The organism is Mesorhizobium sp. YR577 (assembly GCF_900116595.1).
In the GTDB taxonomy this organism is placed as follows: Bacteria; Pseudomonadota; Alphaproteobacteria; order Rhizobiales; family Rhizobiaceae; genus Mesorhizobium_M.
Map to the genome: position 1 here is coordinate 24856 of NZ_FPBI01000024.1, position 20411 is coordinate 45266.

Here is a 20411-nt window from a genome sequence, read left to right on the forward strand (position 1 = left end):
ATTCGCATGGCTTGGTGAACTGCAAAGCCGCATGTTAAAAAACGCGCAACTGGAGATCATGCGATGAACAGACAGACCCGCCTGAAGCCCGCCGGCGCGCGCACCGTTGACGAGATCACCGGCAGCAGACGGCTGAGGCGCATGCGCAAGGCCGACTGGTCGCGCCGTCTCGTCCAGGAAAACCATCTGACGGTGGACGACCTGATCTGGCCGATCTTCGTCATCGACGGCAAGAATGTGCGCGAACCCATTCCCGCCATGCCCGGCGTGTTCCGGCTTTCGGTGGACCTTGCCGTCAAGGAAGCGGAGCGTGCGGCCAAGCTCGGCATACCGGCCATCGCCACCTTCCCCAATATCGATATGAGCCTGCGCGACCAGACCGGTTCGCATATCCTCGACCCGCAGAACATCATCAACCGCACCACCAGCGCCATCAAGGCGGCAGTACCCGAAATCGGAATCATCACCGACGCAGCGCTGGACCCCTTCACCAGCCATGGTCACGACGGCATTTTGCGCGACGGCATCATCGTCAATGACGAGACGGTGGAGCAGGTCACCGCCGCTGCCGTCCTCCAGGCAGCCGCCGGCGCCGACATCATCGCGCCTTCGGACATGATGGACGGCCGCATCGGCGCCATTCGCGACGCGCTCGACGCAAACGGCTTTCAGGACGTGGCAATCATGTCCTATGCGACGAAGTTCGCCTCGGCATTCTACGGTCCCTATCGCGAGGCGATCGGCACGCAGGGACTGCTGAAAGGCGACAAGAAGACCTATTACATCGACCACGCCAATAGCGACGAGGCGATCCGCGAGGCCGAGCAGGATCTGGCGGAGGGCGCCGACATGCTGATGGTTAAGCCCGGCCTGCCCTATCTCGATATCATCCGCCGGCTGAAGGACGAATTCCAGGTGCCGACCTTCGCCTATCAGGTGTCGGGCGAATATTCGATGATCAAGGCCGCAAGCGCCAATGGCTGGATCGACGGCGAGAAAGCCATGCTGGAATCGCTGCTCGCCTTCAAGCGCGCCGGCTGCGACGGTATCCTGACCTATTTCGCGCCGGAGGTTGCGCAGATGCTGAAGGGGTGAAGCGCAGAGGACGGCGTGCTACTTCCCCGTCTTCGCTTCGCTCAATAGGCCCGGCATGAATCGTATCGACTACATTTCCAGCCTTTTTACAGGCGCCAGCCAGCGCGACAATTTTCAGCGATTGGACAGCATCTTCCCTGTCGCGACGATGACGGCAGCACAAGCGCCGTTCCGGTTCGCCGAAGGTCGGCCGCTGCGACTTCCCAACCAATATTCTCATGACGGCGGCCCTCCTAAAAGCGTCGAGGATTTCCTTTCGCTTACGGAAACGATGGCGCTTCTCGTCATCGAGGATGGGGCGATCCGCTTCGAGCGTTACGCAACGTGGGGCGGACACGAAGCGAAATGGGTTTCCATGTCGGTCGCCAAGAGTTTTGTGTCGGCGGCCATCGGGATAGCGGTACAGGATGGGTTCATCGGCGATGTCAGCGAGCCGATAACCGCGTACCTGCCAGCGCTTGCCGGCTCCGCCTATGACGGCGTGCCGATCAAGGACATCCTGCAAATGTCCTCCGGCGCAAGATGGAACGAAGATTACAGCGACCCTGAATCCGACATAAACCGCTTCGCCGCCATCTTTGCGCAGGGTGGGTCATTCGACGCCTTCCCCGCTACGCTCTCGCGTGAACGCGCATCCGGCACGTTCAACCTCTACAACAGCACCGACACGCAGGTTCTAGGCATGCTGCTGGTCGCAGCTACCGGTCGAACCATTGCCGACTACATGCAGGAAAAGCTCTGGCACCCGCTTGGCATGGAGGCGGATGGACAATGGCTGCTCGATTCGGTCGGGATGGAAATGGCGTTTGCAGGGTTGAACGCCGTTGCACGCGACTACGCCAAGCTTGGCGAGTTGTTCCGCAATGGCGGCGTCTGGCAAGGACGCCAGGTCGTGCCGGCTGACTGGGTGAAAGCATCCTTGACGGCGGACGGTCCGCATCTCCAGCCCGGTGATACCGGACTATCCGACTCCCTCTTCGGTTACGGCTACCAATGGTGGCTGATGGACGGGGAGGAAGGCGAATTCGCCGCGATCGGCGTCTACAACCAGTTCATTTATGTCAACCCGGCGAAAAAACTCCTCATTGTCAAGCTCTCGTCCAGCCCGGACTATGGCACGGTCAATGACGAGAGCACCTATCGCGAATACGAGACGATCTCCCTGTTCCGCGCCATCGGCGAGGAATTGGAGGACTGACGTTCTCATATGGTTCCCCTGACGAAAAACACCGTGCTTAAACTGGATTCCGATCGATGAAAGACCGCCTTCTGCTATGGGTCGTCCTGGGCGCGGTCGTTCTTTATGTCGCATCAGTGAACATCAACAAGAACCGCTTCGTTCCGCCACCTCCTATAGTTCCGGTCGAAAGCAATCCCGTCGCCGAACGCGTATTCCGCAACAAATCCGGCCATGAGATCCGGTTCAAGACGCCGTTGCTCGACGCGTTTCACTACGAGGGCGATGCTGGTTTCTGCGCTGAGCTGAAAAAACTGTCGCCGCCAGCCGACGCGTTTGCGGAAACCTCCGAAGCATCCTGTACGGGGCTTTCCAACGCCAAACCGGAAGATCGTCCCCGGCAACTGGTCGAACTGGCGACGACGATTGCGACGGCAACTTCCGACCGCGACAACGCCGGCAAAGACAAAAGCGTGACGCTGGCATTGTCGGCGCTGCGGGCAGCACTCGATGAAGTCCCGGCGGATGCACCGGACCAGGTTTCTGAAATTCTCGATAAGTTCTGGGTCGCGCAATTCGCCAGCAACAGCTTTCCCGGCTACCAGCCCTCATTTCTGTTCGGCGCGGCCATGGAGGTCGAAAGCGGCGAGGCAGAGATCGCATTGTGCCCCATCACCGGCCGAACGGATTGCAATCTCTACGTTCCCGACAAGCTGATGCAGGCTTTGACTGACCTTGGGCGGTGGAAATCCGACGAGGCGCTGCTGTTGCGCGCCGCCGAAATGCTGGAGCGCAACTATCGCCGCAAGGCGGATCCCGGCAAGAATGACGAACTCGACTTCGCCAAGGACTACATCCGCACACTCGGATATGCCGGTGAAATCAGCGCCGAAAGAGGCGCCGACCACGTCAGGAAAGGTGCCGCGCCGCTCGAGGCGTGGCTGCAAAAATACGAGAAGGACACGCTGGGCTACGAGCTCGAGCCGATCTACGGCCACCTCGGCGCCGCCTATGGCCGGATCGCCGACAAGACCAAGGCGCTGGACGACGCGAAAAAGGCCATGCAGTTCGATACCCAGGCCTATCAACTGAGCATGAAGTACCGCAGCGGCGAGGCCAGTTGGGAAGACATGGCCAATCTCGGCGATTCGACCCTGCTGGTTGGCGAACTCGAGCGCAACGAAGACCAGATAAAGCGGGCGCTCGAACTTCATCGCGAAGCCTTCAAGATCACCCACAAATCCAACGACGTCGAGGAAACCAGCTACATGGAAATGAAGCTGGCGCGTACACTTCAGCATTATGCGGCAGCCGATCTGTCTTCCGTTTCTGACGCCGAAAGAATCCCGTTGATCGAGGAGAGCGTGTCCCTGGCGAACGGCGTCATTCCATTCTTCGAAAGCGCAGGCTCCCGAATCTATCTCAACATCACGCGCCATGTTCTGGACCAGGCGCAGATCCAGCTTGCGAAACTCAAGGAAGCGCAGGCAGCATCGCCGCAGTAGACAGCGCGCTTCTTGAATTCAGACCGGCAATTACCATGTTTTGGGAAACGGGTTTTCCCGGAACGGAGCTTTTTGGAAAAACATGAACACACGTGTTCTCGACGGCGAAATCATTGCGACGCGGCTTGACGACGTTCGCGCCTATGACGGCGTGCTGTCGCGCCGGGTTTTTGCCTTCTGCATCGACTATCTGATCATCGGCCTGCTGATGATCCCATTCGCTATCCTGGTGGCGATTCTGGGTGTCATCACGCTCGGCATCGGCTGGGCTCTCTTCGGCGTCCTGTTTCCGATGGTCGCTATCATTTACGTCTGGAACACATTGGGCGGCCGGAACCAGGCTACGGTCGGCATGCGCATGATGGGCATCCGTCTCGACCGCCTCGACGGCAAGCCCATCGATGGCATGCTTGCAGTCGTCCACACCGTGCTGTTTTGGGCCGGCAATGTCGTTTTGACGCCGCTCATCCTGCTCGCCTCGCTCTTCACCGAGCGCAAGCGCACCATCCACGACCTGCTGCTCGGCACGGTGGTGACGCGCGACGACCACTAAGTTTTCAGCTTTTGGGTGGACGAATATAGGCCCTTGCGCGGATTTGTGACTGTGCGGTGACTGGTGGTATCAATATCCAGTTGAATTTTTCGCGGCTGCCGCCAAGGTAGAGCGACTCGTGGGAATTGAATCGACGTGCCATGACGCACCATACTACCCAGTCGCCGCAATTCTTTCTGACCGCGCCGTCGCCGTGCCCCTATATCGACGGCCAGTTCGAACGAAAGGTGTTCACGCACCTTGTCGGCGATAAAGCGCCGGAGATGAACGACCTGCTTACGCAGGGCGGTTTCCGCCGGTCGCAGAACATCGCCTATCGGCCCGCATGTGAGACCTGCCGGGCCTGCGTGTCGGTGCGCATCCTCGTCAACGAGTTCCAGCCTACGAAGAACATGAAGCGCGTCACGCAGCGCAATTCCGACCTTGTCGGTGCCATGCATGACGCCGAGCCCTCGACCGAGCAGTATTCCCTCTTCCGCAAATATCTCGATGCCCGCCACCGCAAGGGCGGCATGTCGGACATGACCGTGCTCGATTACGCGATGATGGTCGAGGATACCCACGTCAACACCAAGATTATCGAATACCGGCGGCGCGGGCCGGACAGCTTCATCACCGGCCATGGCCACGGCGAACTGATCGCGGTCGCCCTGTCGGACCAGATGGCCGACGGCCTGTCGATGGTTTACTCCTATTTCGACCCGGAGATGGACGAGCGCTCGCTCGGCACCTTCATGATTCTCGATCATATTGCCCGGGCGCGCGCAGCGGGCCTGCCCCATGTCTATCTCGGCTACTGGGTCAATGGCTCGCGCAAGATGAATTATAAGGTTCGTTTCACGCCGCAGGAACATCTGGGGTCGAAAGGCTGGGAGCGCTACGCGCACGAAGCCGTCTAATCGGCTTTTTGGACGCAACCGCGCAACAGTTCCCGTCCTTTCCGGAGTAGTTCCCCTTGCCCGCAAAATTTTCCGACCATGCGAAGGGTCTCGCCCTGACCGCTTTCGGCGGTCTCACGCTCACCGTCGACATTCCCCTCATCAGGCTCGCCAACGGCGACCACTGGTCGATCCTGTTCATGCGCACCGGCACGACGCTGATCGCCGCTCTTATCATCTGGGCGATATGGCGCTTCTTCAGCCCGAAAGCACCGCAGCTCATTCCCGGCCGCGCCGGGCTGGCGGTGGCCGCCCTCTACGGCCTCGGATCGATCGTCTTCATTACCGCCGTCTACAACACCTCGACCGCAAATCTCGTCTTTATCCTCGCCTTCAACACGATGTTTGCAGCACTCCTGTCGTGGGTTTTCCTGAAGGAGCGGCCGCGGCCGGCAACGCTCATCGCCATGCTGTTCATGATATTCGGGGTGCTGATCATCGTCGGCGACTCGATCGGCACGGGCCAGATGTTCGGCAACGTCATGGCGCTGCTGTCGACGCTCTGCATCGCCGCCGCCATCACCATCACCCGCGCCAGCGGCAAGGATATGGGCTTCACCTCACTGGTCGGCGTGGTGTTCCCGTTCGCGGTCGCCGTGCTGATGGTGTCGAAGACCGGCATCAACGTCGCAGCGCCCTGGTGGATCATCCTCAATGGTGCGGTGGTCATGCCGATCGCGTTCTTCTGCCTCGCCAACGGACCGAAATACATTTCCGGCCCGGAAGTAGCGATGTTCTATCTGCTGGAGACGATTCTGGCGCCTGTCTGGATCTGGATGATCTTTGCCGAGGCCCCGAGCCGAAACAGCATGATCGGCGGCACGATCCTCATCGTGACGCTGGTCGTCCATTCGCTCTGGCAGCTTCAGGATGGGCGCAGACGCCGAGCCGCACTGGCGGTTCGGCACCCGGCGTAAATGATCGTCAGGCGGCAGCCGCCTCGCAATTGACCATCCACGGTGTGCCGAACTGATCTATCAGCATGCCGAAACCCTCGGCCCAGAAGGTCTTTTCGAAAGGCTGCTTCACTTCGCCCTTCTCTGCAAGGGCGTCGAAAACCCGCTTGGCCTCCGCCTTATCGGTGAATTGCAGCGATATCGAAAACCCGTCCATCTTGGTTTTGTATTGCGGTGGCGCATCCGAGCCCATCAGCACCTGGTCGTCTCCGAAGGTCAGGCGCGCATGCATGATCTTGTCGCGCCATTCCGCCGGAACATAGCCCTCCGCCGGCGTGCCGGCATGCGGCATCATCATCACGATCTTGCCGCCCAGCACCTTCTCGTAGAATTTGAACGCAGCCTCGCAGGTTCCGTTGAAGGCGAGATACGTATTGGATTTCATGGTCTTCTCCCTGTGATTTCCACCGATTGATTGCCGGTGGTTCTGATGCCCTTCGCCCCGCAATGCCGGCATGATGGACCGACCGGGTGACATTCCTATGGCCGGCCCATCGATTTCGCCTCAACGCCCCAGCGGTATCAATGCGCGCAGCCGCTCGTCGCGCAGATAAAGCCCGCCCCAGGCCATGACGCCGAGATAAACGCCGAACAGCGTGTGGGAAAACAGCGGATTGCCGATGCGTACGTGGGTTGCGATCGCGCCGCCGAGATAGGCCGTCAGCAGGATAGCGCCGAGCACGGCGGTGCGCGGAATTGCGTAAAGTATCGTGCAGGCCAGCGTCAGCACGCCGAGCGTGCGCGCCATAGATATAGTCGTGGGCCAGCCGAGTTCGCCCATGGTCTGGGTGACAATGTCGAGCGGCACCAGCTTGATCGCCCCGTCGAAAGCCAGGAACAGGATGAGCAGGCCGCTGATTGCCCACCCTGCCCGATAGGCGTTCTTCGAGACTGATGTTTCGGCGGTGTGGATCGCGGATTGCATGTTCATTTCTCCAGATGTCCTCGGCCTCTCTCAGGGCCCGATCCAAGGACGAACGGGAATTGCGGCTCCCGACAGGGGTCCGAAAATTTCTTGAAGTCCGGAGGGGCGCTCGCGCCGACGGGAATTCGCAATCATTTCCGCTTCAGTTGCTGCAGATAGGCGCCCAGTCGGTCGAGGCTATCGCCCCAGAAACGCCGATAATCCCGCAGATGTCCGGCGAGATCGTCCATCTGTGTTCCTTTGAGGCGCTGAAGCCCGGCGCTCGCCTTGCGCGCGGCCAGAAAGCGTTCCCAGGGTGAAATCCTGTCCTTGCTCATCTTGGCCAGCCTCCCGCGGTGACGGCCGCCTGGACAACGTAGCGCTGTCCAGCCGAGTTATATTTAACCTACTAGTTAATAATAATGTCAAGCACTTGCATGCTTCCACCCTGCCGCCACGGCGTCCATTCATCACGACACCGTGCCGCCGGCAGTCATAAATTCAACAAAACGTTAGAAGAGACAGGCAGCCGCAATCAATCTCGGGCTTCCTTTTCTCTGGGCGAATACCCATCTTCCGCGCTTGCGCCAGCCGACAGAATGAAAAATCCGAACCTGATGAAAAATCAAGACAATGGAACGGCGGGCGAAGACGCCTGCGATGGCGAACAGCCTTACCTGCCCTTTATCGAAGCCATGCGGCCTTTGACCGGCAAATGGAAAATCGAGATTATGTGGGCGCTGGCCCATAAAACCCATCGCTTCGGCGAATTGCGCCGGGCGCTCCCCGGCATCACCCAGCACATGCTGGCGCAGCAACTGCGCGACCTGGAGACGGACGGGCTGGTCAAGCGCACCGCCCATGCCGTGGTTCCGCCACGCGTGGAATATGAGGCCACCGAAGCGGCCTACGGCCTGAAACCGGTGTTCAAGGCGTTCATAGCATGGTCGGAGCAATATGGTCCGATCGCGCGCCGGCAAAAGGCGTGGGAAGAAAAGACAATGCCGGAAAGCTGGCAGGCCGCGCCGCCTGCCTAGGGCGCTGTGTGCCCGTTTGCAGCGCTCCGGGTTAACACTCCAGGGTATGTTGAGATTCGGGTCAGGGCGAGCCGAGAACGGTAGCTTTCGAGAACCGGCGCGGAGCGGACTTTTTGGTCCGTGAGCACCGGAAGCGCAGAAAACTGCCGTTCGCAGGCCGCCATCACCCGAAGATCAATATGCCCTATCCGAATTTGCCCGTACGCGGGAACCCCTTCGGCACCATGCGGCCGGCGGCAGCGCGGTTGCCCAGCCATTCGGTCAGTTCCTCGCGCCTCCGCACGAAGGTGCGTTCGGCCGAATCCTGCCAGGACAGTCCGCTCTCCATCGCAAACAGCTTTATGTCGAGCACGCCGCCATCCTTGTAGCGCTGCAGGCGAACGCCCTTGCCACGCGTCATTTCGGGGATTTCGGAAAGCGGGAACACCAGCATCTTGCGGTTTTCGCCGACGACTGCGACATGGTCGCCTGCCACCGGCACGCAACGCTTGGCCTCGTCCGGCGACTTGACGTTCATCACCTGCTTGCCCTTGCGGGTGTTGGCGACGACTTCCGCCTCCGGCACCACGAAGCCATTGCCGTCGTGCGAGACGAGCAGCAGCCTGCGCTTGGGATCGTGGACGAAGGCGGTGACGATGTCTTGGTCGTTGTCCATGTCGACGATGATGCGGATCGGCTCGCCATGGCCGCGCCCGCCCGGCAGCCTGTCGGCGCCGATGGTGTAGAACTTGCCGCCGGTGGTGAAGACCAGTATCTTGTCCGTCGTCTGGGCGTGGAAGGCGAGCTTCAGCCCGTCGCCTTCCTTGAAGGTGAACAGCGAATGGTCGTTGAGGTGACCCTTCATCGCCCGCAGCCAGCCCTTTTCCGAGACGACGACCGTCACCGGCTCCTTCTCGATCATGGCGTGGTGGATATCGCTCAAATCGTGGTCCGGCGCTTCCGCAAAGGTGGTGCGGCGCTTGCCGAGCGCTTCGTTTTCTTCGGGACCAAAATCGCGGCGAACCTTGTGGACCTGCCAGGCGATCGTCTTCCACTGCTTGGCATCGGAAGCCAGCAGCGCCTCGATCTCCGATTTCTCGGCGCTGAGCCCGTCGAATTCCTTGCGGATCTCGATCTCTTCCAGTTTGCGCAAGGCGCGCAAGCGCATGTTGAGGATGGCTTCGGCCTGGACGTCGGTGAGCGCCCAGCGAGCCATCATCACCTGCTTGGGCTCGTCCTCCTCGCGGATGATGCGGATCACCTCGTCGAGATTGAGATAGGCGATCAGATAGCCGGCGAGGATTTCCAGGCGGCGCTCGATCTCGGCAAGGCGGTGCTTGGAGCGGCGCACCAGAACTTCCTTGCGGTGCTCCAGCCACTCCTGAAGAATGGTCTTCAGCGACAGAACGTTCGGCACCTTGCCGCGCGACAGCACGTTCATGTTGAGCGGGAAGCGGCTTTCGAGCTCGGTCAGCTTGAACAGCGATTCCATCAGCAGCGCCGGGTCGACAGAACGGCTCTTCGGCACCAGCACGAGGCGAATGTCCTCGGCGCTCTCGTCGCGCACGTCTTCCAGCAGCGGCAGTTTGCGGGCGATCAGCAGTTCGGCGATCTTTTCGATCAACCGCGCCTTCTGCACCTGATAGGGAATTTCGGTGACGACGATGTTCCAGGTGCCGCGGCCCTGATCCTCAACCGAATAGCGCGCACGGACGCGGAAGCCGCCGCGGCCCGTCTCATAGGCATCGAGTATCGACGCACGGTCGTCGATGATGATGCCGCCTGTCGGAAAGTCCGGTCCCTGCACCAGCCCGTCGCCGGGCTCCTTGCTCATCAGGTCCTCGACCGAGGCTGCGGGATTGTCGATCAGAAGCAGGGCTGCCGTGCAAAGCTCGGCGGCATTGTGCGGCGGGATCGAGGTCGCCATGCCCACCGCGATGCCCGACGAGCCGTTGGCGAGAAGGTTCGGGAAGGCACCCGGCAGAACGACCGGTTCCTCGTCTTCCTCATTGTAGGTCGGACGATAGTCGACGGCATCCTCGGTGATGCCTTCGAGAAGCGCTGTCGACACCTCGGTCATGCGCGCTTCGGTGTAGCGCATGGCGGCGGCATTATCGCCGTCGATATTGCCGAAATTGCCCTGCCCGTCGACCAGCGGATAACGGACCGCGAAATCCTGCGCGAGGCGCACCAGTGCGTCATAGATCGACTGGTCGCCATGCGGGTGGAACTTGCCCATCACCTCGCCGACGATGCGCGCGCATTTGGCAAAACCCTGGTCCGGATTGAGCCGCAGCAGCCGCATTGCATGCATGATGCGGCGATGCACGGGCTTCAGCCCGTCGCGCACATCCGGCAAAGCACGGTTCATGATGGTCGACAGCGCGTATGAAAGATAACGGTCTTCCAGCGCCTTCTTCAGATCAACCGGTTCAATGTTGTCGCCGCCGCCGGCACCTGGCGGTAAGAGCCCTTTTCCCATGGCTTTCGACTATCCGAAGGGGTGATTCGCGGCAAGAGCCTGATGGTCAAGCCCCGAACTTTCGAAATCGCACGCCTATTAGCTGATACTAACCTTCAATTGCGCAGCGATCTTCCAATTGCCTTTTGCACGCATTTTTGAGCATGGTGTGCCGAAGTTGCCATTTTCCGGTCGGGTTCTTCACGGACAGGAATGGCGGCACGGATTCATTCCAGTTTCAGGAAAAATATGATGACGATCCACCGTCCGCTTTTTTACAAACTCGCTTTTTCCACCATTCTGTTCACCCTGCCCCTGCAAGGCGCTTACGCACAGGACGCCAATGCGGTCGCCGCGCGTTTCAAGGAATTGCTGGCCGCCCAGAGCGTCGACCTGAATTGGTCCTCGGTCAGCGGAGACGCCTCCAAAATGGTGTTCGACGGCGTAACCTTCAACGCCCCGGGCGAAAAGGAACCGTTCCCGATCGGCAAGCTGACTTTCGAAGGCGTGACCGAGGAAAACGGCGGCTACAAAGTTGATACGGTGAGCACCGAGCCCTACCACGTCACCGAAGACAAGGCGGTCATCGACGTCAGCGCCATGACGTTCTCCGGCGTGAAACTGCCGGCTGCGAATCCAGCCGACCCGCTGGCATCGCTGCTGATGTATGATTCCGCCCAGATCGACAGCGTCGGCATCAAGGTTGCCGACAAGCAGGTCTTTTCGCTGTCCAACATGAACATCGAAGTGACCCCGCCGGTGGACGACAAGCCGATGGAATTCACCGGCTCCGCTGAAAAATTCACGGCCGACCTTACGGCCCTTGAGGATCCCCAGTCGAAAGTCATCATCGACGGCCTCGGTTACCAGAACCTCAGCGGGAACCTGGAAATGGCCGGTTCCTGGCAGCCCTCCGATGGCCGCATGGCGCTGTCGCAGTACGATATCACGGTCGATAATGCCGGAACGCTCGGCATGAAGTTCGACTTCGGCGGCTACACGCTGGCCTTCGTCAAATCGCTTCAGGACATGCAGAAGAAGATGGCCGATCAGCCGGCCGGCGCCGACAATTCGGCGCAGGGCCTCGCCATGCTCGGCCTGATGCAGCAGCTCACCTTCCATGGCGCCAACATCCGCTTCGACGACGATTCGCTGACCAGCAAGGTTCTCGCATATGTCGCCAAGCAGCAGAGCATGCAGCCGAAGGACATCGCCAACCAGGCAAAGGCAATCGTTCCCTTCCTGACCGCCCAGCTCAACAACCCCGAGCTGTCCGGCCAGATCACCGCTGCCGTCAACAAGTTCCTCGATGATCCGAAGAGCCTGGAGATCGTCGCCGCCCCCGCCTCGCCTGTGCCGTTCGCGATGATCGCTGCCGGCGCAATGTCGGCCCCGACAGAACTGCCCAAGACGCTCGGCGTCACCGTAACGGCCAACGAGTAATTCGCCGTTTTAACCCGATCGGAAACGAAAAAGCCCGGCAGCGATGCCGGGCTTTTTGCTGAATGAATAGATTAACCCGCCAGCTTAAGCTTCTTTCTTAGGCGCGGCCGGGCGCAATTCCAGTTCGCGGAGTTGCTGCGGCGTTGCCGGCGACGGCGCGCCCATCAACAGGTCGAAGGCCTGCTGGTTCATCGGGAACATCGTCACCTCGCGCAGGTTCTTCGCTCCGACCAGCAGCATGACCACGCGGTCGATGCCGGCCGCCATGCCGCCATGCGGCGGCGCGCCGTACTGGAAGGCGCGGTAGAGGCCGCCGAAGCGATCCTCGACCGTCTGGCGATCCAGGCCGACCATCTCGAAGGCTTTCACCATCGTTTCCGGCAGGTGGTTGCGGATGCCGCCCGAGGCGATCTCGAAGCCGTTGCAGACCATGTCGTACTGGAACGCCTTGATGCCGAGCGGTTCTGCACCATTCAGTGCGTCGATACCGCCCTGCGGCATGGAGAACGGGTTGTGCGCGAAGTCGATGCGCTTCTCGTCCTCGTTCCATTCGAAGAACGGGAAATCAACGATCCAGCACAGCTCGAAACGATCGCGGTCGACGAGGTTCAGCTCCTCGCCGGCGCGCGTGCGGGCAGCACCTGCGAAGGAGACGAATTTCTTCGGATCGCCGGCAACGAAGAACGCAGCATCGCCATCCTCAAGGCCGAGCTGCTGGCGAATGGCTTCGGTGCGTTCCTCGCCGATGTTCTTGGCGATCGGGCCGGCGCCCTCGAGCTTGTCGCCTTCCTTGCGCCAGAAGATATAGCCGAGACCCGGCTGGCCCTCGCCCTGCGCCCAGGAGTTCATGCGGTCGCAGAAAGCGCGGGAGCCGCCGGTCTTGGCCGGAATACCCCAGACTTCGGCCTTCGCATCATTTGCCAGAATGCCGGCGAATACCTTGAAGCCCGAGCCACGGAAATGCTCGGAAACATTCTGCATCTCAATCGGGTTGCGCAGATCCGGCTTATCCGAACCATATTTGCGCATCGCGACATCGTAGGGAATGCGCGGGAATTCCTGCGTCACCGGCTTGCCGTTGGCAAACGTCTCGAACACGCCGCGCATGACCGGTTCCATCGTCGCCAGAACGTCGTCCTGCTCGACAAAGCTCATTTCGAGGTCGAGCTGGTAGAATTCGCCCGGCAGGCGGTCGGCGCGCGGATCCTCGTCGCGGAAGCAGGGCGCGATCTGGAAATAGCGGTCGAAGCCCGACACCATGATCAGCTGCTTGTACTGCTGCGGCGCCTGCGGCAGCGCGTAGAAATTGCCGGGATGGATGCGGCTCGGCACCAGGAAGTCGCGCGCGCCTTCCGGGCTCGAAGCGGTCAGGATCGGCGTCGAATATTCAGTGAAGCCCGATTCGCCCATGCGCTTGCGCATTTCGGCGATGATCTTGGTACGCTGGACGATATTCCGGTGCAGCGTGTCGCGGCGCAGGTCGATGAAGCGGTATTTCAGGCGGATGTCTTCCGGATAGTCCGGCTCGCCGAACACCGGCAGCGGCAATTCCTTGGCCGCCGAAAGAACCTCGATCTCGCGGGCGAAAACCTCGATCTCGCCGGTCGGCAGGTTGGCGTTGACCGTCTCGGCCATGCGCGCCTTGACCTCGCCGTCGACGCGGATGACCCATTCGCCGCGAACCGTCTCGGCGATCTTGAAGGCCGGCGAATCCGGGTCGGCGACGATCTGCGTCAGGCCGTAGTGGTCGCGTATGTCGATGAACAGAAGGCCGCCATGGTCGCGGACGCGATGGACCCAGCCGGAAAGGCGGACGCTCGATCCGACGTCGGATTTCCTCAACTGAGCGCAGGTATGGCTGCGGTAACGGTGCATGGTCAAATTTCCGGTCCGGGATGTTGGCGTGATCAGGCCGGCGCATTTTTGCCGCCGGCTCCAAAATTCGCGCGAAAAGCGCATGCGAGCCCGGTTTTGTCAAGGCAATGCCGCGTTTTGGTCCAATGGCTGTCGGGTTTGCCGCTGGCAATCGCCAGGGCGATGGTTCACTACTGACGCTTCATTGCCAGACTGAAAGCCTGATGTCTTCCATACGCCCGCTGATACCCCTGCTCATTGCCGCCGGCATTCTCCTCGGTGGCAACGGCCTCCAGGGCACGCTCATTGCGCTCCGCGGCGCCCAGGAAGGCTTTTCAGCCTCCACCATCGGCTTCATGGGCACGTCCTATTTTGCCGGCTTCCTGCTCGGCTGCATCGCCATAACCCGCATCATGAAGGCGGTCGGCCATGTCCGCTCCTTCTCGGCGCTGGCGGCCATCGCCTCGGCCGGAACGCTTATGCTCGTCCTGGTCATCGACCCGATCATGTGGTCGGCCATCCGTTTTGCAACGGGCTTCTGCTTTGCCGGCCTGTTCACGATCATGGAGAGCTGGCTGAACTCCGGCGTGCAGAATCACGACCGCGCCCGCGTGCTGGCGCTCTACCGCATCATCGACATCGGCTCCGTCACCGGTGCGCAGTTCATGATCCCCGTCTTCGGCGCCGGTGGTTTCACCATCTTCGCCATCATGTCGATCATGATCACGCTGTCGCTGGTTCCGGTATCGCTGGGCGACCGCTCGAACCCGAAACCGCCGGAAGACGTGAAGCTCGATCTGGCCAGGGTCTGGCGCATCTCGCCGCTCGGCTGCATCGGTTGCATCGCCGTCGGCGTTACCAACAGCGCGTTCCGAACGCTGTCGCCCGTCTATGCCGAGCAGATAGGCATGTCGGTGGCCGACGTCGTCACCTTCATCAGCGTCGGCATCATCGGCGGTGCGCTGATCCAGTATCCGCTCGGCTATCTCTCGGACCGCTGGGACCGGCGCAAGGTGCTGCTTCTGACCACCTGCTGCGCGATGCTGTCGGCGCTGGCCATCGTGTTCCTGGCCGGAAGCACCGTCATCGCCAATTTCGCCTTCGTCTTCGTCTTCGGCTCCTTCGCCATGCCGCTGTTTTCGCTTTCGGCCGCACACGCCAACGACCGCGCCGGCAAGGGCGAGTTCGTTCTGGTCAATGCCGCGCTGATGCTTTTCTATTCCTTCGGCGCCATCGGCGGTCCGCTGGCTGCGTCAACGGTGATGCAATATTTCGGCCCGCATTCGCTTTTCACCTTCATGGCGGCGATCTATGCGATTTTCATATTGATCACGCTTTACAGGATGGGCGTGCGCTCACCCGTGCCAGCCAATCATCGCGGCCGCTTCACGGCTCTTTTGCGCACGTCGACGATTTTTGCCCGGCTTGCCCGCCGGACCGGCGATTCAGCCAAATCGGGCAAGGACGAATGAGCCTCGACGCTTGACGAAAGCGTCTGGGACTGAAAGGAAATGACGTTGCTTTTTAGGTCAAAGAAATTTCATGCACGTCATAACGACCCAGCAAGAACTTGAAACTGCCGTCGCGGCGCTCGAAAAATCCGCTTTCGTAACCGTCGATACCGAGTTCATCCGCGAAACCACCTTCTGGCCGGAACTCTGCCTGATCCAGATGGCCGCTCCCGGCGTCACCGCGCTGGTTGATCCGCTGTCGCCTGATATCGACCTGAAGCCGTTTTTCGCGCTGATGGCGAACGAGGCAGTGATCAAGGTTTTCCACGCCGCCCGTCAGGACATCGAAATCATCTTCCACCTCGGCGGCCTTATCCCACACCCGGTGTTCGACACCCAGGTGGCGGCGATGGTGTGCGGCTTCGGCGACAGCGTCTCCTACGACCAGCTCGTGCAGAAGATCACCGGCACGCATCTCGACAAGTCCTCGCGCTTCACCGACTGGCGCCACCGGCCGCTGTCGGAAAAGCAGCTCACCTACGCGCTGGCCGACGTCACCCATCTGATCGACGTCTACCAGCACCTCCAGGCCCAGCTCGAACGCGACAACCGCGCCCACTGGCTGAACGAGGAAATGGAGGTCCTGACCTCCCGCGAAACCTACGATCCGCATCCTGACGATGCCTGGAAGCGCCTCAAGATGCGCCTGCGCAAGCCCGTCGAGCTTGCCGTGGTGCAGGCGGTTGCCGCATGGCGCGAGCGCGAGGCGCGCGAACGCAACGTGCCGCGCGGGCGCGTGCTGAAGGATGACGCCATCTACGAGATCGCCCAGCAGCAGCCGCGCGATGCCACCGCCCTTTCCCGCCTGCGCACCGTGCCGAAAGGCTGGGAACGGTCTTCCACCGCGACGACGCTTCTCGAAATCGTCAACAGCGCGCTCGGCATCCCCAAGGAGCAGATGCCGCGGTTGCCCAAGGTCGTCCAGGCGCCCGAAGGCACCAGTGCGGCTGCCGAACTGCTCAAGGTGCTGCTGCGGCAAGTGGCCGAAAAGGAAGGCGTGGCTGCCAAGGTCCTTGCCTCGAGCGATGACATCGACCGTCTCGCCGCGGATGGCGAAGAAGCCGACGTGCCGGCCATGCACGGCTGGCGGCGCGAGGTGTTCGGCGACATCGCCGTGCGCCTGGTTCGCGGCGAACTGGCGCTCAAATTCGAAAACAAGAAGATTACGGTGTTCGAAAACAAATAGAGCGCCCTGCCGGCACTTTCAAACCACTGCCAGCAGATGCAGCCCAAACCAGATCCAGAGCGCGGCCAGCGCGAGGAAGCCGAGCGAGAACGCCGGCTGACGATAGCGAATGCGATTGCCCGTCAGATGCACCCAGGCGTGCACATAGCGTGAAATGGCGAAAAGCCAAGCCAGTGCCACCGGCACATAGGCGACGCCGCTGGTAACGAACAGCGCCAGGCAAACGACGTGAAACAGGACCGGAAGCTCGAACTGGTTCATCAAATTGTTCGAGGCGGTGGCGCTGCTTGACGGTTCGTCCGTGCGGCCACGGAATTGCGAGGTCTTCGCCTCGCCCGACTGCACCGCATGGTAACGCCGCTTACCCACGACCGCATAGACGATGTAGACCAGCACCACATGGGCAATGACCGGCCAGAAGATTGCCGTCGGATTCATGGTTGGCCTCCCACCCGGAGCAATTCCAGGAAAACTGTGTAGCGGTTTTGCGTCCAGGATTGCGTAAAAACAGATACTTAGAGCGGTTCGGCGTTTCGACCAGAAGCTGAACCGCTCTGGCTTTCTCAGCTTTCCCTTTGGCCTGCCAGGACCAGTGCCACAATGACGATGATCGGAATTGCGCCGAGCGCGAATTTCGCGACGATCAGCCCAGAGGCCAGCGAGAGCGTATCCGGATTGGCTGCAACCGGGTCCGATAGTACCCGCGCAACCGCAATATTCTGAGCATAGTCTGCAACCGTGTAGGGCAGCACCAGGCCGAGCGCGAAACTCGAGCGTGCGTTTTCGGACAGGGCCGAAAAACGCCGAAGCCGGTTTCCCGCAGCCAGAATCAGGGCGACCAGCGTCACCGACAGCAATGCCGGGAACAGAAGATCGAATGTCAGATAGTGCCAGACGAGGATGTTCTCGCTGCCGCGCCGCCCCAGCGCTGTCAGCCACTCCATGCCTTCATCCGGCGTGAAACCGAAATAGCGCATGTCGAGCGACGGCAGCCCACCGCTCAGACTGCGGAAATAGAAGAATTCCAGCAGGACCATTGCGGCAAATACACATGCCGAGGCAACGCAGAGCGCCCCGGCATGCCGTGCCAGTCTGGCAACCATCAGCTTCAGAAGCCGCCGGGGTAGTTCGGGCTTTCGCGCGTGATCGTCACGTCATGGGTGTGGCTTTCACGCAGGCCCGCATTGGAGATGCGCACGAAGGTGGCGCGCTCGCGGAAGTCTGCAAGATCGCGGCCGCCGACATAGCCCATCGCAGCCTTGAGGCCGCCGGCAAGCTGATGCAGCACGCCCGAGACCGGGCCTTTGTACGGCACCTGACCTTCGATGCCTTCGGGAACCAGCTTCAGCGTGTCGCGCACTTCCGCCTGGAAGTAGCGATCGGCCGAGCCGCGCGCCATGGCGCCGACCGAACCCATGCCGCGATAGGCTTTGAACGAGCGGCCCTGATAGAGATAGACCTCGCCGGGGCTTTCGTCCGTGCCGGCCAGCAGCGAGCCGACCATCGCAGCACTGGCGCCAGCGGCCAGCGCCTTGGCCAGGTCGCCGGAATATTTGATGCCGCCATCGGCGATGACCGACACGCCGGATTTATGTGCCGTCTCGACAGCCGACATGATGGCCGACAATTGCGGAACGCCGACGCCGGCCACAATGCGCGTCGTGCAGATCGAGCCCGGCCCGATGCCGACCTTGACGGCATCCGCGCCGGCATCGATCAGCGCCTGCGTGCCAGCCGCGGTCGCCACGTTGCCAGCCATGATGCGTACCGAATTCGAAAGCTTCTTGGCGCGGGTGACGGCATCGAGAACGCGCTGCGAATGGCCGTGCGCGGTATCGATGACCAGCAGGTCAACGCCAGCATCGATCAGGCGTTCGGCACGCTCGAAACCGTCCTCGCCGACGCTGGTCGCAGCGGCAGCGCGCAGGCGGCCCTGCGAATCCTTGGTGGCGTTCGGGTTGAGCTGCGACTTCTCGATATCCTTGACGGTGATAAGGCCGACGCAGTTGCCGGCCTTGTCGACCACAACCAGCTTCTCGATGCGGTGCTGGTGCAGCAGCCGCTTGGCCTCGGTCTGATCGACATTCTCCTTGACCGTGATCAGGTTTTCCCGGGTCATCAGCTCATAGACCTTCTGCGCCGGGTCAGTGGCGAAGCGCACGTCGCGATTGGTCAGGATGCCGACCAGCCGGCCGACGATCTGCCCGCCCGAGCCGCCGTTCTCGACGACCGGAATGCCGGAGATGCCATGATTGCGCATCAGCGCCTGCGCGTCGGCCAGCGTCGCATCCGGCCCGATCGTCACCGGATTGACGACCATGCCCGATTCGAACTTCTTGACCTGGCGCACCTGCTCGGCCTGCTCGGCGGGCGTGAAATTGCGATGGATGACGCCAATGCCGCCAGCCTGCGCCATGGCGATAGCGAGGCGCGATTCGGTCACCGTATCCATGGCTGCGGAAAGGATCGGAATGTTGAGTTCGATGTCGCCGGCGATGATGGTGCGGACGTCTGTCTCACCCGGCATGACTTCCGAATGACCGGGCTGCAGGAGCACGTCGTCAAAAGTAAGCGCCGTCGCGCCCGTCGCGGTTTCTATGATTTTTGCCATGGCCAGCCCTTGATGCGTTAAGCCAGCGCTGGCTCGTTTGAGCTGCGCAGACTCTTTCTTTCCCTTTCAGGATTGGCACGGGCTGGTAACACGTCTCGGTGCCGATGAAAAGTATCGGGCGTGCGGATTCGCTATCGTGTCACAGCTTCCCGCCGACGGCTGAGGCGGGAAGGAGCGTTGCGCATATGATCAATCGACCAGCACGGCGACCACTGCCGCGCAATCGCCAGGCTTGACCAGACCGGGGAAATGCCGGGCCGTGAGGATACCCGAAAGCCCGGCCTTGATTTCAGCCGGCGCCTGCCCGGTGCGTCCAACCGGATAGATGCGGGCGACCACCTGCCCTACCTCAACCGCGTCGCCCAGATCGACAACAGGTTCGATCATGCCTTCGTCTTGCGCGAAGGAGAAACAATCGCCCGACGGCATGTCGAGCCATTGCGTCGGCTGGCTTTCGACCGCACCCGCAACGATGCCGGCATGGCGCAACACGTTGAGCGTGCCGCGTTTGGCGATCCGAACTGTTTCGGCGCGCGACGTGCCGCCACCGCCCAGCTCGGTCGTGACGAAGATCTTGCCCATTTCCTCGGCGGCGGTGTCGTACATGCCGACCGCATCGATCTCCAGCATGCGCATGGAGAATGGCGCGGAAAATGCCTTCACAGCCGCAAATGCCTCCTCTTCCTGCTTCTTGTCCAGAAGGATGTGGGCGGCGCAGAACGGAACGAAATCAAGCGTTTTGCCGCCCGAATGAAAGTCGAGCACGACATCGGCGCGCGGCAGCAGTTCGCGCTGGAAATAGTCGGCGATCTTTTCCGTCACCGTGCCGTCCGGGCGCCCCGGAAAGCTGCGGTTCATGTTGCCCTTGTCGATTGGCGATGTGCGCGTGCCGGCGCGGAAGGCCGGATAGTTCATCGCCGGCACGATGATGACCGTGCCGGAAACATCTTTCACATCGAGCGTGCGGGCAAGGTCGAAAAGTGCGATCGGCCCCTCATATTCGTCGCCATGGTTGCCCCCGGTCAGCAGCGCCGTCGGCCCGCTGCCGTTCTTCACCACCGTCAGCGGGATCATCACCGAGCCCCAGGCCGAATCATCCCGGCTGTAGGGCAGTCGCAGGAAACCGTGCTGCACGCCGGGCTTGTCGAAATCGACGGTGGGCGTGATTGGTGAGGGGCGCTGATTTGCCATGAGCATCGAC

Annotated in this window: 19 protein-coding genes; 10 read left to right on the forward strand and 9 right to left on the reverse strand. The window is 61.2% G+C overall.

Annotation, left to right across the window (positions count from 1 at the left end; translation table 11 throughout):
• Positions 1-63: 63 nt before the first annotated feature.
• The 6 genes from hemB to BM413_RS26255 all read left to right on the forward strand — a co-directional run bounded on the left by hemB (position 64) and on the right by BM413_RS26255 (position 6185).
• Positions 64-1095 carry a porphobilinogen synthase gene (hemB, locus tag BM413_RS26230; RefSeq protein ID WP_091917816.1) on the forward strand — a complete coding sequence of 344 codons (1032 nt, stop codon included), beginning with the start codon at positions 64-66 and terminating at the stop codon, positions 1093-1095.
• Positions 1096-1150: 55 nt separating this feature from the next.
• The gene (locus BM413_RS26235) at positions 1151-2293 is read left to right on the forward strand and encodes a serine hydrolase domain-containing protein (RefSeq protein WP_091917817.1); all 1143 of its coding nucleotides are present in this window, start codon (positions 1151-1153) and stop codon (positions 2291-2293) included.
• A 56-nt stretch (positions 2294-2349) separates the two neighbouring features.
• Entirely contained in the window at positions 2350-3777 is a 1428-nt protein-coding gene (locus tag BM413_RS26240) for a hypothetical protein (RefSeq protein WP_091917818.1), read from the forward strand.
• 82 nt (positions 3778-3859) lie between these two features.
• On the forward strand, positions 3860-4330 hold the full coding sequence (locus tag BM413_RS26245; RefSeq protein ID WP_091917819.1) for an RDD family protein: 471 nt from the start codon (positions 3860-3862) through the stop codon (positions 4328-4330).
• Positions 4331-4470: 140 nt separating this feature from the next.
• Positions 4471-5229 carry an arginyltransferase gene (locus BM413_RS26250; protein WP_091917820.1) on the forward strand — a complete coding sequence of 253 codons (759 nt, stop codon included), beginning with the start codon at positions 4471-4473 and terminating at the stop codon, positions 5227-5229.
• Between the two features lie 56 nt (positions 5230-5285).
• Positions 5286-6185 (forward strand): DMT family transporter, encoded by a 900-nt coding sequence (locus tag BM413_RS26255; RefSeq protein ID WP_091917821.1) that lies wholly within the window; start codon positions 5286-5288, stop codon positions 6183-6185.
• Positions 6186-6192: 7 nt separating this feature from the next.
• On the opposite strand, the gene BM413_RS26260 is transcribed toward BM413_RS26255, so the two are convergent.
• The 3 genes from BM413_RS26260 to BM413_RS26270 form a co-directional block, all read right to left on the reverse strand.
• Positions 6193-6609: a VOC family protein gene (locus BM413_RS26260; RefSeq protein ID WP_091917822.1), complete on the reverse strand. Its 417-nt coding sequence runs from the start codon at positions 6607-6609 to the stop codon at positions 6193-6195.
• A gap of 120 nt (positions 6610-6729) precedes the next feature.
• Complete coding sequence (locus BM413_RS26265; RefSeq protein WP_091917852.1) at positions 6730-7149, reverse strand: DoxX family protein; 420 nt, start codon at positions 7147-7149, stop codon at positions 6730-6732.
• 131 nt (positions 7150-7280) lie between these two features.
• Positions 7281-7466 (reverse strand): hypothetical protein, encoded by a 186-nt coding sequence (locus BM413_RS26270; protein ID WP_091917823.1) that lies wholly within the window; start codon positions 7464-7466, stop codon positions 7281-7283.
• A gap of 357 nt (positions 7467-7823) precedes the next feature.
• Here BM413_RS26270 and BM413_RS26275 point away from each other — a divergent pair, with 357 nt between their 5' ends.
• Entirely contained in the window at positions 7824-8165 is a 342-nt protein-coding gene (locus BM413_RS26275) for a winged helix-turn-helix transcriptional regulator (RefSeq protein WP_244538037.1), read from the forward strand.
• A 184-nt stretch (positions 8166-8349) separates the two neighbouring features.
• On the opposite strand, the gene parC is transcribed toward BM413_RS26275, so the two are convergent.
• A complete protein-coding gene (gene parC, locus BM413_RS26280) occupies positions 8350-10626 on the reverse strand; it encodes a DNA topoisomerase IV subunit A (protein WP_091917824.1) in 2277 nt (758 codons plus the stop codon).
• Between the two features lie 231 nt (positions 10627-10857).
• Between parC and BM413_RS26285 the strand changes: the two genes are divergently transcribed.
• Positions 10858-12048, forward strand: a complete 1191-nt coding sequence (locus BM413_RS26285) for a hypothetical protein (RefSeq protein ID WP_091917854.1) — start codon at positions 10858-10860, stop codon at positions 12046-12048.
• An 84-nt stretch (positions 12049-12132) separates the two neighbouring features.
• Here BM413_RS26285 and aspS read toward each other — a convergent pair whose 3' ends face one another.
• A complete protein-coding gene (aspS, locus tag BM413_RS26290; RefSeq protein ID WP_175544445.1) occupies positions 12133-13923 on the reverse strand; it encodes an aspartate--tRNA ligase in 1791 nt (596 codons plus the stop codon).
• A 203-nt stretch (positions 13924-14126) separates the two neighbouring features.
• Here aspS and BM413_RS26295 point away from each other — a divergent pair, with 203 nt between their 5' ends.
• Together BM413_RS26295 and rnd are read left to right on the forward strand one after the other, a co-directional pair.
• Positions 14127-15374 (forward strand): MFS transporter, encoded by a 1248-nt coding sequence (locus tag BM413_RS26295; RefSeq protein WP_091917856.1) that lies wholly within the window; start codon positions 14127-14129, stop codon positions 15372-15374.
• Between the two features lie 70 nt (positions 15375-15444).
• Positions 15445-16599, forward strand: a complete 1155-nt coding sequence (gene rnd, locus BM413_RS26300) for a ribonuclease D (RefSeq protein ID WP_091917825.1) — start codon at positions 15445-15447, stop codon at positions 16597-16599.
• 18 nt (positions 16600-16617) lie between these two features.
• On the opposite strand, the gene BM413_RS26305 is transcribed toward rnd, so the two are convergent.
• The 4 genes from BM413_RS26305 to doeB form a co-directional block, all read right to left on the reverse strand.
• Positions 16618-17037: an MAPEG family protein gene (locus tag BM413_RS26305; RefSeq protein ID WP_091917826.1), complete on the reverse strand. Its 420-nt coding sequence runs from the start codon at positions 17035-17037 to the stop codon at positions 16618-16620.
• A gap of 125 nt (positions 17038-17162) precedes the next feature.
• Positions 17163-17702: a hypothetical protein gene (locus BM413_RS26310; protein WP_091917827.1), complete on the reverse strand. Its 540-nt coding sequence runs from the start codon at positions 17700-17702 to the stop codon at positions 17163-17165.
• Positions 17703-17707: 5 nt separating this feature from the next.
• Positions 17708-19210: an IMP dehydrogenase gene (guaB, locus tag BM413_RS26315; protein WP_091917828.1), complete on the reverse strand. Its 1503-nt coding sequence runs from the start codon at positions 19208-19210 to the stop codon at positions 17708-17710.
• Between the two features lie 189 nt (positions 19211-19399).
• Complete coding sequence (gene doeB / locus BM413_RS26320; protein WP_091917857.1) at positions 19400-20401, reverse strand: N(2)-acetyl-L-2,4-diaminobutanoate deacetylase DoeB; 1002 nt, start codon at positions 20399-20401, stop codon at positions 19400-19402.
• Between the last annotated feature and the right edge of the window lie 10 nt (positions 20402-20411).

Excerpts from the sequence above, each read along its gene's own strand:
- hemB (WP_091917816.1), top strand. The coding sequence starts at position 64 with ATGAACAGACAGACCCGCCTGAAGCCCGCCGGCGCGCGCACCGTTGAC.
- BM413_RS26235 (WP_091917817.1), top strand. The coding sequence starts at position 1,151 with ATGAATCGTATCGACTACATTTCCAGCCTTTTTACAGGCGCCAGCCAG.
- BM413_RS26240 (WP_091917818.1), top strand. The coding sequence starts at position 2,350 with ATGAAAGACCGCCTTCTGCTATGGGTCGTCCTGGGCGCGGTCGTTCTT.
- BM413_RS26245 (WP_091917819.1), top strand. The coding sequence starts at position 3,860 with ATGAACACACGTGTTCTCGACGGCGAAATCATTGCGACGCGGCTTGAC.
- BM413_RS26250 (WP_091917820.1), top strand. The coding sequence starts at position 4,471 with ATGACGCACCATACTACCCAGTCGCCGCAATTCTTTCTGACCGCGCCG.
- BM413_RS26260 (WP_091917822.1), bottom strand. The coding sequence starts at position 6,609 with ATGAAATCCAATACGTATCTCGCCTTCAACGGAACCTGCGAGGCTGCG.
- BM413_RS26265 (WP_091917852.1), bottom strand. The coding sequence starts at position 7,149 with ATGCAATCCGCGATCCACACCGCCGAAACATCAGTCTCGAAGAACGCC.
- BM413_RS26270 (WP_091917823.1), bottom strand. The coding sequence starts at position 7,466 with ATGAGCAAGGACAGGATTTCACCCTGGGAACGCTTTCTGGCCGCGCGC.
- BM413_RS26275 (WP_244538037.1), top strand. The coding sequence starts at position 7,824 with ATGCGGCCTTTGACCGGCAAATGGAAAATCGAGATTATGTGGGCGCTG.
- parC (WP_091917824.1), bottom strand. The coding sequence starts at position 10,626 with ATGGGAAAAGGGCTCTTACCGCCAGGTGCCGGCGGCGGCGACAACATT.
- BM413_RS26285 (WP_091917854.1), top strand. The coding sequence starts at position 10,858 with ATGACGATCCACCGTCCGCTTTTTTACAAACTCGCTTTTTCCACCATT.
- aspS (WP_175544445.1), bottom strand. The coding sequence starts at position 13,923 with ATGCACCGTTACCGCAGCCATACCTGCGCTCAGTTGAGGAAATCCGAC.
- BM413_RS26295 (WP_091917856.1), top strand. The coding sequence starts at position 14,127 with ATGTCTTCCATACGCCCGCTGATACCCCTGCTCATTGCCGCCGGCATT.
- rnd (WP_091917825.1), top strand. The coding sequence starts at position 15,445 with ATGCACGTCATAACGACCCAGCAAGAACTTGAAACTGCCGTCGCGGCG.
- BM413_RS26305 (WP_091917826.1), bottom strand. The coding sequence starts at position 17,037 with ATGAATCCGACGGCAATCTTCTGGCCGGTCATTGCCCATGTGGTGCTG.
- BM413_RS26310 (WP_091917827.1), bottom strand. The coding sequence starts at position 17,702 with ATGGTTGCCAGACTGGCACGGCATGCCGGGGCGCTCTGCGTTGCCTCG.
- guaB (WP_091917828.1), bottom strand. The coding sequence starts at position 19,210 with ATGGCAAAAATCATAGAAACCGCGACGGGCGCGACGGCGCTTACTTTT.
- doeB (WP_091917857.1), bottom strand. The coding sequence starts at position 20,401 with ATGGCAAATCAGCGCCCCTCACCAATCACGCCCACCGTCGATTTCGAC.